Source organism: Algoriphagus aquatilis (genome assembly GCF_042657405.1).
GTDB classification, from domain to species: domain Bacteria; phylum Bacteroidota; class Bacteroidia; order Cytophagales; family Cyclobacteriaceae; genus Algoriphagus; species Algoriphagus aquatilis.
The window spans coordinates 1-14981 of sequence record NZ_JBHSKS010000017.1 but is presented as its reverse complement, the minus strand read 5'-3'; the positions used below and the strand labels follow the sequence as shown (position 1 = coordinate 14981).

The following is a 14981-nucleotide window of genomic DNA, read 5'->3' as shown; positions in this document are numbered from 1 at the left end:
ATGAGCACATTTTCCAACAAAACGGCAGTAGTGACCGGCGGTGGGTCAGGGATCGGAAGAGCCTTGGCGATCGAGCTGGCCTCGAGAGGAGCCAAAGTCTGTGTGGCAGACCTCCACCTGGAAGCAGCGCAACAAGTCGCCGAAGCCTGCGGACCCAAGGCCCGCGCCATAAAACTGGACGTAAGGGATGCCGCAGCCGTGAAGGATTGCATCGATTCCTTTACCTGGGAAATGGGCCGGCTCGACTACCTCTTCAACAATGCCGGCATCGGCATCGGGGGTGAGACGGATGAGATCCCGCTCGCCGCCTGGCAACACATCGTGGACATCAATGTCTACGGCGTACTCCATGGCGTACTGGCAGCCTATCCCATCATGGTCAAGCAGGGCTTCGGGCACATCGTCAACGTCGCCTCCCTCGCCGGATTGGGGCCTGCCCCACTCTTGGCGCCCTATGCCCTGACCAAGCATGCCGTGGTAGGACTGAGTACCAGCCTGCGGATGGAAGCCGCCCCGCGTGGGGTAAAGGTCAGTGCCCTATGTCCTGCCGCCATCGAAACTCCCATCTTGGACAGTGAAAACCCCAGTCAATTCAGAATCAAGTGGTCACCCAACCTCCGTCGCTTCCTGACTGCTCTGGCCGGTCCTCCCTACCCCGTGGACCAATGCGCCAGCGAGGCACTGGATGCCGTAGAAAAAAACAAGGGTACCATCGTCCTACCGGGCCGTGCACGGGTGGCTTGGCTGATCGGTAGAATGTCTCCTTCCCTGGTAGAAAAGCTCGGCCAAAAAGCAGTAGCCGTCGAACGCCAATCCCGTGGGTAGTATAATCTAAATTCACCGCAGACTAATTTTTCACCGCAAAGACGCAGAGGGCGCAGAGAAGTCAACTTAGATAGTTCAAGTCTTCAGACCTGCCTGCAGCAGGCAGGCTTGGACTTACCTGTATACAGTCTTCAGACTGCTCATTAAAAACTCCAATTCCTCCGCGTTCTCTGCGTCTCTGCGGTGCAATCAAAAAAATCACCGCGGAGTCGCAGAGGACGCAGAGAAGATCTTTCTTAGGACCGATTTAGTGAATATTTCAATAGGAACTTTCTTTTCCCTCCGCGTTCTTGGCGCCCCTGCCTACTGCAGGCAGGTCTGCGGTGAGCCTTAAAAACTCCATTTCCTCAGCGTTCTCTGCGTCACTGCGGTGCAAACAAAAAAATCACCGCGGAGTCGCAGAGGACGCAGAGAAGATCTTTCTTAGGACCGATTTAGTGACTATTTCAATAGGAACATTCTTTACCCTACGCGTTCTTTGCGCCTCTGCCTACTACAGGAAGGTCTGCGGTGAGCCTTAAAAAATCCATTTCCTCCGCGTTCTCTGCGTCTCTGCGGTGCAATCAAAAAAATCACCGCGGAGTCGCAGAGGACGCAGAGAAGATCTTTCTTAGGACCGATTTAGTGAATATTTCAATTGGAACTTTCTTTTCCCTCCGCGTTCTTGGCGCCCTTGCCTACTGCAGGCAGGTCTGCGGTGAGCCTTAAAAACTCCATTTCCTCCGCGTTCTCTGCGTCTCTGCGGTGCAATCAAAAAAATCCCTAAATTTTTCACCCAAAATCCACCTAACATTTAATTATCTAAAAATTACTTTTTATTTTCAAATCGCAGTCAGGGAACGAACCCTGCGACAATTTTTCCTTCTAACTTTTATCAAACGATGCATCGAAAACTACCGAGCCAACTTGCTCAACCTGCCCAAAGGCCACAACCGGTAAATCCGGAGATTTTTCAAAACCAACACAGGAAATTTAATTAGAATACCAAAATCTTAAAAAGCCACTAGGTGCACGAAGGGGGCTAGGATTGGGGGTGTATGGGTCCGATAGTTTCAATGATGAAGCAATTGGAGAAAATTACACCACAAAAGTTCAATATGACAAATTTAATAGAGACAGATGGATAAAATAACTATTCTACACATTTCAGATATTCACTATGAATATAATGAACCTGAAAATCAAGGGTTAATACTAAGTTCTTTTTTCAAAGATTTAGAGTCTCAACTTGACCAAACAAACAAAGAAAATACATATTGTATTATATCTGGAGACCTTGTTAACAAAGGTAACTCGGAAAAAATTTACAAAGATTTTTATGACAACTTTATTGTAAAACTAGTAAAAAGAGTACCTATTCAAAATATTTTTTGTACTCCTGGTAATCACGACCTAAATAGAAATGAAATCGAAAGTAACCTTCAGGAACATGAAAAGATTTTTAACCAAATATATAAAGAAACTGAGTTTAACGATTTCCTTAGAGAAAAGGATAACATTTTGCATAAGAAATTTAAATTTTACAAACTTTTTTATACTGAAAAACTTCAATCTTCAAATTTTAACCTAAATGGATTTTCTGAAGTGATTGTTCCTGAAATTACGCTCTATTTTCTTAACTGTTCCTTAATGAGCTATGGGGGCTTAAATGGCATTGACGATAAGGGTAGGCTAAGAATTGAGACATCAGGAATAAATGAATGGATAAATAACAACCAAGGCAGATTAAAAATCTTAGTTATGCACCATCCAATTGAATATTTAACTTCTTATGCCAAAAGAGAACTTAATTCCATGCTTAAAAATGGAATTGATATACTCATTTCTGGTCATATTCATGACCAAGAAATAAGCCATTCCTATGTTTCGGATAATGGAGGAATCATTAAACTAGGTTCACCTCAATTATTTTCAAACAAACCTGACCTCAATGGCTATTCCATTTTGACATTTATTGATAAAAAAATTGATACAATAAACTATAGAGAATGGATTCCAAGGCAAAGAAAATTCATGAAAGGACAAAATTTTTCTGGAACTGAGGATGGAATTTGGAGTTTTAAAAGAAACGAAATTACAAGTGATGATTTTATTTCCATGAAATTAAAATCTAACTTTAATAAAGCAATGAAGTCATATTCACAAACTCCTAATTGGGTTGAAAGATATTTTACGACTAATTCACCAAATAACCCTAAGAAAACAGATATAAAAAAAATAGATTACATAAATCTTATTAATGATCCTAAAAACTATCATATAATAGCAGCTCCACAATTCGGATTAACCAGTTATGCTCATTATTTGGCTCTTAAAGCCTGGGAAATTAAAAAAGAGTGTTGGATATACTTGGATGCACATAATTGGACTTTTGGAAAGTACCATACAGACTTAGAAGAAGCAATAGCTGATTTAAACATTCAACAAAATTCGGTTAGTGGAATTTTGCTTGATCATTGGAGAAACAATGCTAAAGATTCTAAGAAGATAATTGAAAACATTCGTAAAAATTTTCCCAAGGTTCCAATTTTCATATTTTCAAACTATCATGACAATATAGTTCTTGAAGGATTAGACTCAGAAGAGAGTCATGAAGGTTTTAGTCAAATATACTTATGCGAATTAAATAGAAAAGGATTAAGGAATATTGTTCAAAATTTTAATAGCATTCATCAAATAGCGGAAGAGAATCTTGTCTTACATCGGCTTGATGTTGATTTAATTGATTTAAACATTCATCGTACTCCGATTAATTGTATTCAGTTATTAATTGCATTTATAAATGATTTTGAAGACAGGCCAATAAATCGTTCAAAAGTATTTAAAAATATTTTGAAAGTAATTTTCGATAATCCAGGAAACCTATTCTACGGAGATACAATTGATGAAGAAAACTGTGGTTTTATTGTTGGTTATTATTGCGAACTTCTTCTTGGTAGAAATGAAGAAACATTTACAGAATCTGATTTTTTGAGTAAAACTCATTTTTTCTGTGAAAAACATCACAATACTACTAATGTAAATGACTTATTACAAATCCTAAAGAATAACCAAATAGTTGTAAACTTCAACGGATATCTACGTTTTCGATTCTCCTATTGGATTTATTATTTCGCAGCATTGAGAATGAAAGATTCAGAGGATTTTAAATCTTACATGCTCAAAGACAAACATTCGCTATATTACCCTGAGATTATAGAATTTTATACTGGTATAGATGGAAGAGCTGAGGACATAGTAAAAATGTTAATTGTTGACCTTGATGCTCTTTCAAACAAAGTATATTCTAAACTAAATGTATCAGGAGACATAAACCCATATAAAGACATTAAGTGGGCATTAAATGAAACCGTTAAAGGAATGACTCAGGAGCAATTAGAGCAAAATATTAAGGATTCTGGGGTTCCTGTGGAAATTAAAGATATTGTTGCTGATAAAAACTATGATAGCGTAAAGCCTTATACACAAACTATTTCAAACTACTTCGAAGAGTATGATGTAAAAAACTTAATAGATTTGATTAAATCATCTTCAAGAGCATTAAGAAATAGTGAATTTGTAAATCCCAACTTAAGAGAGGAATTGTTAAAGAACATTTCAATTGCTTGGAAAGCCTTAATGCGTGCACTTTATCTAATTTCCCCTGTACTTGCAAAAAATGGCTTTGGTGGTGTAGGTGGTGCAAGGTTTCAATTAACTGAAGATTTCCCGAAAGAGTTTAATGAATGTTTGAAAAGTATAATATTTGCGATGCCATTTAATTTACATTTTTGGTTTAAGGATGATTTGTTTTCCGATAAACTAAGAATACTTTTCCGTGAGTTTAGGTCAAAAGAGACTGACCTAACTGTTAAGCACATTTTGGCATTAATGGAGTGTTATGCTAGACCAGTAGGATGGAAAGAATCAATTTTAAATTACATTGAAGGTATTGGAAAGAATTCTTTCTATCTCGGTAATTTATATACTAATCTTAGAGCAAATTATTCGACAGGCTTTCTAACTTCCTCAGAGTTAAAAGACACAGAGTATTTAATAAAAGCTTGCTGGATTAAACATAAAGAAGGAAGTCCAAGACCCGGTATAAACACCGTTTCTAAAGTTCCTAATAATGTACTACCACCAAGAAACATAAAAAATATTGATGAAGAAAAGAGATAACTACTCCCCACTGAGCGTAGTTTATCCTCTCAATTATTGAAGTTTAGATAAGTGCTGGGTGCCCCCACTGAGCGTAGTTTCTCCTCTCAAACATTGAAGTTCAGATAAGTGCTGGGTGAAGTTTGTAACTTCACCCTCCTATTCTAACGAATTTGTAATTCGCCATTAGGCTAAGAATAGTATCTTCACCATCAACAAACTACCCGATTATCCAAAAACCAAATCATGAAATTCGGAAAGACAATTAAGATATTTCTAATTGATGGTGAGCCAAATGGGCGGATGAGTTGTGAGCTTTCCAACTGGTCTGGAAAGGCATACAAAATCCCTAGAATTAAAATAAAAGATTGTTCAGACCGAGAAGATTTAACCAGTACAGGAGTTTACCTTTTGTTTGGAAAGGATGATGATGGGAAAGATCAGGTTTACATAGGTGAAGCAGAATCAATCCTCAAAAGACTTAATCAACAATTGACATCCAAAGACTTTTGGAATGAAGCCATTGTTTTCATCAGTAAAGATGAAAACCTGAATAAGGCACACATCAAATACCTTGAAAACAGGCTACACGACATTGCGAAAGCAGCTAATCGCTACAAGATCGACAACTCGATTGTTCCAACCCAATCCTCCATTTCCGAATCTGACCGAGCAGAAATGGAAGAATTCATTGAATACATCAAGCTTCTGGTAAACACTCTGGGCCACAAAGTATTTGATGAGAAAAGAGAGTTTAAAGCAAAGCAAAAACAGGCTACATTTTTCATAAAAGCTGCGCGAGGTGCAGACGGCCAAGGAGAGCAAAGTTCAGATGGATTTGTAGTATTCAAAGGCTCAAAAGCCGCCGCAACTGTAGTTAACTCCATGAGTCCAAGTTTCATGAAATTGAGACAGAAGCTTATCGATGAAGGAGTTCTTGCTGATAAACGCGAATACCTTGAATTTGTGGATGATTACATTTTCGGCAGTCCATCTACCGCAGCAATCATGGTTATGGGAAGAAGTGCAAACGGGCTGACCGAGTGGAAAACAAAAGATGGAAAAACGCTCAAAGAATTTGAAGCGAACGAAAAGTCAGTAAAAATTTAATCCTCTTTCCTAAAGTACTATCACCCTCCCCACCGAAATCAAAAACAACCCCGTCCACAACCAGCTGCGCCAGCGGTTGACTCGAAGGAGGTTGGGGAGATGGCCGGCCAGGATTCCCTCCCGATCGATCTTCTCGTGGATGGGAATCGCAATCAAAAACGTATTGACCCAAATCCCTGCCAGCAGCAATCCGTCCGTAAGGTAAGCGAGCGGATCACCCAGAATCTGCCAAGCGATCAGGCCCGTCTGTAAAAACATCATTGGCCCCACGAAGTAGAGGATCTTTTGGGTGTACAGTCGGTGCCAAGATTTGAGTTTTTCCTCGGCGATCTGGGCAAAAGAAGGATAGATAATCACCTGCACCAACCACACCAAAATAAACAGCCCGGTATCCACCGAAAGACGAATTGCATCCATAGTTCTATTTTTTAGTTAGAAATTCCTCGCTCCTTGCCCAAACTTTGAAACTTGCTTCCATCAATTTCCTCAAATCAGGGGTTAAAGTATCCAGCTGCTAGCATTTCAAATGGTTAAAAGAGCAATTAAAGGCCCTGCTTTTGGAAATCTTCGGTCTTCGGTCATCGGTCGCCTGTGCTGAGCAACTAGTACTGAACTTGTCGAAGTAAGTCGAAGCATCCTGCCCAATTTTAGAGAAACAGAAGTTTGCAGACAGAATAGCCTAAACAAAGGAATATATTACCGGAGCTGCCACTGGGTCTCGGTATGCACTCGCTTGAGGATCAGGAAAAAAGGAACCCACCAAATCAGGTCGTTGGTATAGAGGGTATAGCTGAACTGAAAGGGGATTTCCTGCAGGACCAGGTAATTGAATAAGAAACCAATTGGACCGAAGATTTTTCCCAGAAAACCGACCGCTACGATTGGCCAGTGCTTCAGCGGATTATAGCTTGCCCACCAGTAGCCGAGACCGTACACGCCTACGATCATTCCGGTGCCTTGCCAAATGGTGGGATGCTGGAGTGGAGCCATTCCTGTCCATTCGAAAAACGTATGGGGCCAAATCACCACCCATGCACCCCAAAGTATATTGTAAACTGCTGCCAGTCGGAGGCAGGTTGCCATCCAATCGGGATAATTTTTTTCCATGTCCTAAGGACAATCCCCGAGGCAAAAAGTTTGAAAATCTGCCCAAACTTTTTCAAAAGAACTGAGGTGGTTTAGGTCTAAAATTCACCGCAGGGACGCGGATAAAACCGAATGGTTCAAGTCTTCAGACCTGCCTGCAGCAGGCAGGCTTGGACCACTTGAATGCAGTCCTGCCCTCCGGGAGGCGGGCTTCCGACTGCTTTTAATTGAAACTAGTTTTTCCCGTGTTCTTCCCATTTTGCAATCGGGAAGCCCTAGCTGGGAATTTGTAATTCCACCCTTAAGCGCTGCTAATTCTGCTCGGTTGGTCAACGAGTGCTTACATAAATAACCCCAACCAAGCTTCGAAGCCCCTGCAGCGTCAAAAATCCTGAGAATTGACACATTTCCCCGCCTTTTTAGGTAAATTGTATAAATCCCAATCCCGGGACACCACGCTCAGACTGAAAAGATGAAACTACTTATTCAAAATATGGTAAGTCAGCGGTGCAAAATGGTAGTCAAGGCTCAGTTGGAAAAATTAGGTATAGGTTTCAACTCCATCGAGCTTGGCGAGGTACAGCTGACCACTCCGCTGTCCGAATCCAACAGAAGCTTGCTCCAGGCTGAGTTGCACGAGTGGGGCTTGGAACTGATGGTGGACGAAAAGACAATGTTGATCGAAAAGATCACCAACATCATTGTAGAAATGATCCATTACAAGGAAGATGTGCCGCACGTCAATTTTTCCCTTTACCTCAGTGACAAAATCGGTCAAGACTATCACAAACTGGCCAAGGTATTTTCCAAGACCAAAGGCATTACAATCGAGCATTTTATCATCCTGCATAAAGTGGAAAAAATCAAGGAATTCATCATCTATGGCAACCTCAATCTGACGGAGATATCCAATAAAATGCACTACACGAGTGTAGCCCATCTTTCCCGCCAATTTAAACAGGTCACCGGGCTGACTCCCTCCTATTTCAAATCACTAGCCATCAAAAAGCGGAAGAACCTCGAGGATTTGTAATTTTTTTTGGTGAGCATCTTCTCTAATTATACAACAATTCGTTCGAATTGTATAACACATTAGAAATCAATGTTTTTCAACTTTATGTCGTTGTGAAACCTCCTTCACAGCAAGGATAACTTCCCCATGAAAACCAATCAAAAATTGCAGAGAGCCGGGAAAAACGCCATCCAAACTGAGCAGCTGCTGCCTGCTTCTGAAATTGGTTTCACAGCTAAAGACGGTAACGTTTCACTGACCGGTGTGGAGGACTCCTATGCAAGGAGGCCGCCAACTGAACATGCGGCCCAAAAAGCAATTGGGGAGAACGATTTGGTCGAAAAAACTGAGGTGAAGTTTCACAGCTTGTTGAGAAAAACGGATGCAGAGATTGCCAATCAAGGCCTAAAAACCTCGAAAAACAACTCATCAGTCTCAAAAGACGAAGTGACTGTTAAAGCAGAAAAAGTTTGGGGCTCCCTGAAAGGCGAATTTCGCGTGATTTATCAAAAAGAATCTGCCAAACAGCGGCCACACTATCTATCTGGTCGAAAAGGTGTCACCAAAGCCCTCAAAATAAAATTGCGATTGGAGAATGCCGACAAAAGAAGGGACATAGAGGCAGCACTTGGCAGAAGCTTGTCCATAGACACTAGCGACATTATCGTAACCGTATCAGGCACCACCGTTACCTTGACCGGTACAGTCAACTCCTGGTATCAAAAAGAAGAAGCCGGCCGCATTGCATCAACTATGCCGGGTATTTGGCAGGTGAAAAATGAATTGGCTGTAGACAATGAATACGCCTTCACTTAATTGAAGAATCCAACTATTCCATTACATATTATTTACCACTTAAACACAATGATTATGAATACGTCAGAAACCAATCCCAAAAATCAAATCGTAGGTACTCCCAAGGAAGAAATCCAAAAAGGGATCGAAAACCACAAACTAGCAGCCAGACACTATGAAGCTGCAGCCAAGCATCATCATGAGGCTGCAAAACACCATGAAAATGGACATCATGATAAAGCAGGGGAAAGTGCTAAAAAAGCGAATGAATACTCCGGTCTCGCTTATAAGGCACAAAAAGAGGATATGAAGCAGCATGCTCCGCAACTTTAAGCTGAACAGGAACTACTTAAAAGCGCTGAGAAATTCAGTGCTTTTAAGTTTGATTTTCCCACTATGCCCTACCCTCAGCATGGGGCAAACTGTACAATCCGTCCCCTATGTAGACCTAGACCGATACGCAGGAAAATGGTATGAAATTGCCTCATTTCCACAGCGATTTCAAAAAGGCTGCGAGTGCACCACGGCGGAATATACAATGACCAAGAAGGGTTACCTTCTGGTCGAAAACAGATGCCAAAAGGATGGTCCCACCGGAAAACAATCCTACATCAAAGGCAAAGCATTTGTTGTGAAAAACAGCGGAAACGCAAAACTCCGCATACAATTTTTTTGGCCCTTCAGAGGAAAATACTGGATACTTGATTTGGCTGACGATTACAGCTATGCGGTAGTAGGGCATCCCAACAGAAAGTACCTCTGGATCCTTTCCAGAACACCGGAACTGGACGATTTACTTTATCAAAAACTCATTTCCCGGGTAGAAACCATGGGATTTGACAGTTCAACACTTACACGAACTAAACAACTTTAACATGAAAAATCCCATTCTAGTAGCTCTCCTCGTGACAGCTATTCTATCCGGGTGTACTCCCTCTCCCACCAAAGAAGTAAAGAACGCCGAGAAAACTCTGGCCGAAGCGGAAAGCGACCTTAAAATAGCGCAGGAAAAAGAAAATGAAGCCGCCAAAGCCAAAAATCTGGCTGAATGGAGGGCGTTTAAACATGAAGCTGACAGCACCCTAGCCGTTATGGAAGAGGACTTGATCCGACTCGAGGCCAGGAGTAAAAAAGAAGGTAAAACCAAACAGCTGCTGCAGGCCGACTATGCCAAAGCTAAAATTGACATTGCTGTACTTAAAGAAAAACTCAATAAAAGATCCCAGGAATTTGAGGATGACATGCATCACTTTGACTCCAATGTCTACAAGAAAAACCAAGCCTTCAGCCGCGAATTCAACCATGATATGGATGAATTTAGAAAGGCTTTCAATGACTTGTTTACCGACAATACCGACTGATCGGGACGTTAAGGTTTCACTGGTGCAACTGATTTTTCCTTAATCAAGCAAGTTTAGCCGCTCATATTTGGAGGGATGATCATTGAGGCAGGCGCGTTTCCCCTCTTTTCCTTTTCCAAATAGCGTGATTAGAATCAAATTCACCTTGGATTTCTCTTTGATTTGAGCTGCCATGTTTTTTCTCACTGGCAACTCTATCCCGACCAAGATTATCCCGCTCTTCCCGATTTGCAATCGGGAAGCCCTATCCTGGGGATTAGTAATTCAACTTTAGATGAAATTGATCTCTCGCCAAGACGGTAAGTCACCGAATGGTTCAAGTCTTCAGACTTGGACCACCTGTATGCAGTCTTCAGACTGCTTGTATTTGAAACTAGTATTTCCCATGCTCTTCCCGATTTGCAATCGGGAAGCCCTATCCGGGAATTTGAAAATTCAATTTCAACAACTGCCTTGGAAGTATTTTTTTCTTCATTCTTTTGGCTTGACCCAAAAGAACCAAAAGGTCAAGACACAGCAAAGCTCCAGCCGCACAAGGCCGGACGCTGGCCCGCTGCTGTGTCGGCCCACGCGCCTATCCGAACCGATTGGTTCAAGTCTTAAGACCTGCCGGCAACAGGCAGGCTTGGACTAACCTGTATGCATTCCTGTCCTCCGGGAGGCGGGCTGTAGACTGCAATTACTTACCATTAGTGTTTCAAGCCAACTTTTCCAAAGTTTAGAACTTTGGAAAAGTTAAATTTGGTGGAGCTCCAAACCGAGAGATTACTAAACACTAAAAATGACCACTAGCCATCAGCATAAAGTTCAGTACGACAGCTTTGTCTGGATCGACATCTGCCACCCGAGCAAGGCCAGCCTAGATCAAATCGCAGCCGAAAATCAACTGGACTTCTTCCAAATCAAGGACAGTTTGGAGCCTGGACACTTGCCCAAGTTTGAAAAGCAACCTACCTACAACTTCCTTATTTTAAGGGCATTTACATCCACCATTCATCAAGGAGCCACCACCATCAATGAGCTGTCCAACAAGATTGCTTTCTTTTATAACGACCAGAAGCTGATCACCATCCATCGAAAGCAATTCGACTTTTTAGAAGCGATCAACAAAGCGTACCAAAACCCGGAGGAGATCCTGCTGCATCTGATTCATAAAATGGTGCAGACCTATGAACAGCCGCAACAAGTCTTGGACGAGAAAATTACCGAAATAGAGAAAACCATTTTCCTGAAAGACTACACGAGAGTATCCCTGAAGGACCTCTACTTTTTGAAATCACAGGCACGAATCACCAAAAAACTCCTCCACCTTTTCCAACAGGTAATCCAGCAAATCGAAGTAAGCGAGCCATCCAAAACAGCCTTGCAGGACATCAAAGACCAGCTGGTAAGCTTGATTTTGAATTACGACGAAGTCTTGGAAAACGCCAACAACTTGCTCCACACCTACCTCTCGGTCAACTCCCAAAAGAGCAATGACGTCATGAAGCTGCTGACCATATTTTCAGCCTTCTTTTTGCCCTTGACCTTTGTGGTAGGGATCTACGGGATGAACTTTGAGCACATGCCCGAACTCAAATGGGAGATGGGTTATTTTTTCACACTTGGCATCATGGCTGCCATTTCGCTGATTATCTACCTGTGGTTTAAACGAAAACGAATTCTCTAGCCCACCTTTTCCAAAGTTTGATACTTTGGAAAAGGTTATCTCCGGTTTTGATAAAGCAATTCAATCCACTCTCCTAGTTTTTTGACCAATATTTGATTTTTGGCTTTCCGCTTCCTTGATTTTGAATAACTTATAGACACTTAACCAAAACCACATCATGGAAAAACTACGCAAAGAGGATATTCCTCAGGAAGCTTTTGACCTCTACGACTACTACTGCCACAACAAGCTCGACCGCAGGACTTTTGTGGAAAAATTATCAGCCTATGCCGTCGGAGGCATCACCGTCACGGCGCTCATGAGCAGCATGATGCCCGACTATGTCAATACCCGCACCATCGAACCTACCGACGAACGCATGCAGAGTTCGGACTACGTGATGTACGACTCACCCAAAGGCGGAGGACAGATCAAAGGCTTGCTCTCCAAGCCTGCCGGTAAGGGAAAATTCCCGGGAATCGTGGTCGTTCATGAAAACCGTGGGCTCAATCCTTACATCGAAGACGTAGGAAGAAGATGTGCAGTGGATGGCTTTATTTCCATCGCTCCAGATGCATTGACCCCGCTTGGGGGCTATCCTGGAAATGATGATGAAGGCCGTACCATGCAGGCCAAGCGAAATCGTGATGAAATGCTCGAGGACTTTATCGCTGCCTATGAATACCTGAAAAATCACCCGGATTGCAATGGCAAAGTGGGAGTGGTGGGTTTCTGCTTCGGAGGCTGGATCTCCAATGCCATGGCGGTAAGAATTCCCGACCTGAAAGCCGCGGTACCTTTTTATGGCGGACAGCCCGCAGTAGAAGATGTGCCGAAAATCAAAGCTCCACTATTGGTCATCTACGCCGAACTCGACGAGCGTGTGAACGCAGGTTGGCCAGCCTACGAAGAAGCACTAAAAGCCCATGGCAAGAAGTATGAAATGATCAACTATCCGGGGGTAAATCACGGTTTCCACAACAATACGACGCCTCGCTACGACGAAGCTGCTGCAAAGGCCGCTTGGGAAAAGACGATCGCGTTTTTCAAAGCGAATCTGAAGTAATCGGATCCTTCCAACTCTTTCAAAATTTAGTGTACTCTTTCAAGTCCTCTGACCGGAGGACTTGTTTTTTTGTCCAAATCTGAACAAGCTCTTCTGGGGTAAAAAAAATAATGCGCTGAATTTCAGCATAAAGTAAATTTTGTAGCAACTCCAGAAAAAAATCCGTTTTTAAACTCAGATTCTAAAAAGAAATAAGATCAAGTTTATGAAACCTGCTTTTTCGATTCAACATCTAGGCGTACTTCACCCCACCACCCTTTTCAACTCACCAAGAATTAGAACGCTTGGATTGCAATTAGTCTCCCTGTTGTCCTTTGCCCTATTGTCGGGTTGCAACTTGGGAGGAGACGCTTTCTCAGCAACCGTTCAACATCGAATCGAGCACTCCATCAACTACCGAATAGCCAGAGCCAAGGAATATAGCGAGCCCATTTATGATCAAACGCGGGCCTCCCTGACTTTAACCCTTTCCCTCGAAGATCTTGGCAATGGAAGGAATACTGTCATCTGGGACACCACCTTCAGCATGCGCTCCATCCGGGAGTTTCCCGCCCCGAATACCCCTTTGGTTTTTCAAAAAGATATTAAGAGAAATGTCAACCCGAACGAGGTGCTTCGGATCTCCCAAAGCCTCCAATTCCGAGACCGAGACAATACGGTTTGGTCTGAGGCAAAAGGAGAAATCATCCCCAGAGATATCCGATTCAAACAACTAGACATCACGCTCTGACAATGCCCCTTCGACTGGCATCATGTCCAAAAATCACATTATCCAAGACCTCATGAATAAAACAATGACAAGAGTTCCTGTGACTCTTTTGGCTGTTATCCTTTTGGCAAGTTTGGTTTCTTGTAGTCCTTTCCAACTTGGTCTCCTAGGCAATGCTTGGTTGGGTCATGAAACCCATGATGTGACTGGACGCATGGGCCTCCTGATCAAACAAAAAATAAGGTTTGCAGAGTACGAGACCATGGTTGTCAAGCGGTCTTGGACCAGAGGAAGTAATGGGTATTCAGGACTTGGATTTGGCACATTCGGGACAGGTCAGTACGTTAACCTTATCGGTAGAGAATACATTGACCGAAAACAAACCATTCGATTTGATTTATCGGATGGAGGTAACAGAGGTTCTACAGTTTTTGCCGTTTCCCAATTTCAGGCCTCCAATCTCCTTCTGGGCAATAATCGTGGACTCCTTTCCATTGGAATCGATCTTTTGGAATATAAAAGCGGAAATTTCTCGAACTTATTTTTTGCTCAGATCTACAATCCGGACTCGGAAGAACCTTGGCAGCTTGTTCTTAATAATGATCGTGCGCAGCGGTTTCCGAAGGAATGCGCAGGAACGATAGCCAAAAGTTCGGGGGAATACTACACGATTTTCCCGGTTTCAACCCTACAGAATTCCGAAGGAAAAATCATGTCCATGCCCTTTGGGTCGATTGGTTTTGAAATTAGAAATTCCTCGGGACGACCCTTGGCAGCTGTAAACATCTCCGAAAGAGGCCAAGTCCATTTTGCAAGAAATTTAGATCCTGAGGTTCGATTTCTGATGGCCAATATCAGCACAGCATTGCTGCTGCAAGAAGTGATTGGGTGATTAGACCCACTAGGCAGTCTTCAGATTGCTTTTGGTTGAAACTAGTATTTCCGGCTTTTACAGATTTGTAACCGGAAAGCCTCTGACCTAATTGGTTCAAGTCTTCAGACTTGAACCTTTTTGTATGCAGTCTTCAGACTGCTAGAAGGTATGTTGTTGTTTTAGCAGCAAAGGCTCTAGAGAAGGGAAAGGCTAAAGCTATTTCTATTTGAGACTGTTCAAATAACTGTGTCAAAATTTAAACCATTAAATTTTGACTATGAAAGAAGACAAAGAAGAGTTTGATTTCAAGGCTTTCGCCAAGCAGGCCGGAGATGCGCTTCGGTCAGGTAAGCCA

Annotated in this window: 15 protein-coding genes; 12 read left to right on the top strand and 3 right to left on the bottom strand. The window is 42.5% G+C overall.

The annotated features are described in order from the left end of the window. The 3 genes from ACFPIK_RS16270 to ACFPIK_RS16260 all read left to right on the top strand — a co-directional run bounded on the left by ACFPIK_RS16270 (position 1) and on the right by ACFPIK_RS16260 (position 6075). A complete protein-coding gene (locus ACFPIK_RS16270) occupies positions 1-825 on the top strand; it encodes an SDR family NAD(P)-dependent oxidoreductase (protein ID WP_377917177.1) in 825 nt (274 codons plus the stop codon). 1119 nt (positions 826-1944) lie between these two features. Further along, the gene (locus ACFPIK_RS16265; RefSeq protein ID WP_377917175.1) at positions 1945-4986 is read left to right on the top strand and encodes a metallophosphoesterase; all 3042 of its coding nucleotides are present in this window, start codon (positions 1945-1947) and stop codon (positions 4984-4986) included. Positions 4987-5211: 225 nt separating this feature from the next. Next, positions 5212-6075: a GIY-YIG nuclease family protein gene (locus tag ACFPIK_RS16260; RefSeq protein ID WP_377917173.1), complete on the top strand. Its 864-nt coding sequence runs from the start codon at positions 5212-5214 to the stop codon at positions 6073-6075. A gap of 9 nt (positions 6076-6084) precedes the next feature. Here the strand turns inward: ACFPIK_RS16260 and ACFPIK_RS16255 are convergent, their stop codons facing one another. Together ACFPIK_RS16255 and ACFPIK_RS16250 are read right to left on the bottom strand one after the other, a co-directional pair. After that, a complete protein-coding gene (locus ACFPIK_RS16255) occupies positions 6085-6492 on the bottom strand; it encodes a hypothetical protein (RefSeq protein WP_377917171.1) in 408 nt (135 codons plus the stop codon). Positions 6493-6771: 279 nt separating this feature from the next. Then, positions 6772-7158, bottom strand: coding sequence for an alkyl hydroperoxide reductase (locus ACFPIK_RS16250; RefSeq protein WP_377917169.1), 387 nt, complete (start codon positions 7156-7158; stop codon positions 6772-6774). Between the two features lie 475 nt (positions 7159-7633). Between ACFPIK_RS16250 and ACFPIK_RS16245 the strand changes: the two genes are divergently transcribed. From ACFPIK_RS16245 to ACFPIK_RS16225, 5 genes are all read left to right on the top strand, one after another. Next, complete coding sequence (locus ACFPIK_RS16245) at positions 7634-8194, top strand: helix-turn-helix domain-containing protein (protein ID WP_377917167.1); 561 nt, start codon at positions 7634-7636, stop codon at positions 8192-8194. Between the two features lie 126 nt (positions 8195-8320). Next, positions 8321-8989 carry a BON domain-containing protein gene (locus ACFPIK_RS16240; RefSeq protein WP_377917165.1) on the top strand — a complete coding sequence of 223 codons (669 nt, stop codon included), beginning with the start codon at positions 8321-8323 and terminating at the stop codon, positions 8987-8989. 54 nt (positions 8990-9043) lie between these two features. Continuing rightward, the gene (locus ACFPIK_RS16235; protein WP_377917163.1) at positions 9044-9301 is read left to right on the top strand and encodes a hypothetical protein; all 258 of its coding nucleotides are present in this window, start codon (positions 9044-9046) and stop codon (positions 9299-9301) included. Between the two features lie 79 nt (positions 9302-9380). Then, on the top strand, positions 9381-9842 hold the full coding sequence (locus tag ACFPIK_RS16230; RefSeq protein WP_377917161.1) for a lipocalin family protein: 462 nt from the start codon (positions 9381-9383) through the stop codon (positions 9840-9842). Between the two features lies 1 nt (position 9843). Beyond that, positions 9844-10329: a hypothetical protein gene (locus ACFPIK_RS16225; RefSeq protein ID WP_377917159.1), complete on the top strand. Its 486-nt coding sequence runs from the start codon at positions 9844-9846 to the stop codon at positions 10327-10329. 39 nt (positions 10330-10368) lie between these two features. On the opposite strand, the gene ACFPIK_RS16220 is transcribed toward ACFPIK_RS16225, so the two are convergent. Continuing rightward, positions 10369-10503 carry a hypothetical protein gene (locus ACFPIK_RS16220; RefSeq protein WP_377917156.1) on the bottom strand — a complete coding sequence of 45 codons (135 nt, stop codon included), beginning with the start codon at positions 10501-10503 and terminating at the stop codon, positions 10369-10371. Positions 10504-11110: 607 nt separating this feature from the next. On the opposite strand from ACFPIK_RS16220, the gene ACFPIK_RS16215 reads away from it, so the two are divergent. The 4 genes from ACFPIK_RS16215 to ACFPIK_RS16200 all read left to right on the top strand — a co-directional run bounded on the left by ACFPIK_RS16215 (position 11111) and on the right by ACFPIK_RS16200 (position 14644). Next, positions 11111-11998, top strand: coding sequence for a CorA family divalent cation transporter (locus ACFPIK_RS16215; protein WP_377917153.1), 888 nt, complete (start codon positions 11111-11113; stop codon positions 11996-11998). Positions 11999-12155: 157 nt separating this feature from the next. Then, the gene (locus tag ACFPIK_RS16210) at positions 12156-13043 is read left to right on the top strand and encodes a dienelactone hydrolase family protein (protein WP_377917151.1); all 888 of its coding nucleotides are present in this window, start codon (positions 12156-12158) and stop codon (positions 13041-13043) included. Positions 13044-13248: 205 nt separating this feature from the next. Continuing rightward, positions 13249-13773, top strand: coding sequence for a hypothetical protein (locus ACFPIK_RS16205; RefSeq protein ID WP_377917149.1), 525 nt, complete (start codon positions 13249-13251; stop codon positions 13771-13773). Positions 13774-13825: 52 nt separating this feature from the next. Next, entirely contained in the window at positions 13826-14644 is an 819-nt protein-coding gene (locus ACFPIK_RS16200; protein WP_377917147.1) for a hypothetical protein, read from the top strand. Positions 14645-14981: the final 337 nt, after the last annotated feature.

Coding starts and splice junctions, on each gene's coding strand:
- ACFPIK_RS16215 (WP_377917153.1), top strand. CDS start 11,111: ATGACCACTAGCCATCAGCATAAAGTTCAGTACGACAGCTTTGTCTGG.
- ACFPIK_RS16255 (WP_377917171.1), bottom strand. CDS start 6,492: ATGGATGCAATTCGTCTTTCGGTGGATACCGGGCTGTTTATTTTGGTG.
- ACFPIK_RS16240 (WP_377917165.1), top strand. CDS start 8,321: ATGAAAACCAATCAAAAATTGCAGAGAGCCGGGAAAAACGCCATCCAA.
- ACFPIK_RS16235 (WP_377917163.1), top strand. CDS start 9,044: ATGAATACGTCAGAAACCAATCCCAAAAATCAAATCGTAGGTACTCCC.
- ACFPIK_RS16200 (WP_377917147.1), top strand. CDS start 13,826: ATGAATAAAACAATGACAAGAGTTCCTGTGACTCTTTTGGCTGTTATC.
- ACFPIK_RS16260 (WP_377917173.1), top strand. CDS start 5,212: ATGAAATTCGGAAAGACAATTAAGATATTTCTAATTGATGGTGAGCCA.
- ACFPIK_RS16220 (WP_377917156.1), bottom strand. CDS start 10,503: ATGGCAGCTCAAATCAAAGAGAAATCCAAGGTGAATTTGATTCTAATC.
- ACFPIK_RS16265 (WP_377917175.1), top strand. CDS start 1,945: ATGGATAAAATAACTATTCTACACATTTCAGATATTCACTATGAATAT.
- ACFPIK_RS16230 (WP_377917161.1), top strand. CDS start 9,381: ATGGGGCAAACTGTACAATCCGTCCCCTATGTAGACCTAGACCGATAC.
- ACFPIK_RS16245 (WP_377917167.1), top strand. CDS start 7,634: ATGAAACTACTTATTCAAAATATGGTAAGTCAGCGGTGCAAAATGGTA.
- ACFPIK_RS16250 (WP_377917169.1), bottom strand. CDS start 7,158: ATGGCAACCTGCCTCCGACTGGCAGCAGTTTACAATATACTTTGGGGT.
- ACFPIK_RS16225 (WP_377917159.1), top strand. CDS start 9,844: ATGAAAAATCCCATTCTAGTAGCTCTCCTCGTGACAGCTATTCTATCC.
- ACFPIK_RS16210 (WP_377917151.1), top strand. CDS start 12,156: ATGGAAAAACTACGCAAAGAGGATATTCCTCAGGAAGCTTTTGACCTC.
- ACFPIK_RS16205 (WP_377917149.1), top strand. CDS start 13,249: ATGAAACCTGCTTTTTCGATTCAACATCTAGGCGTACTTCACCCCACC.
- ACFPIK_RS16270 (WP_377917177.1), top strand. CDS start 1: ATGAGCACATTTTCCAACAAAACGGCAGTAGTGACCGGCGGTGGGTCA.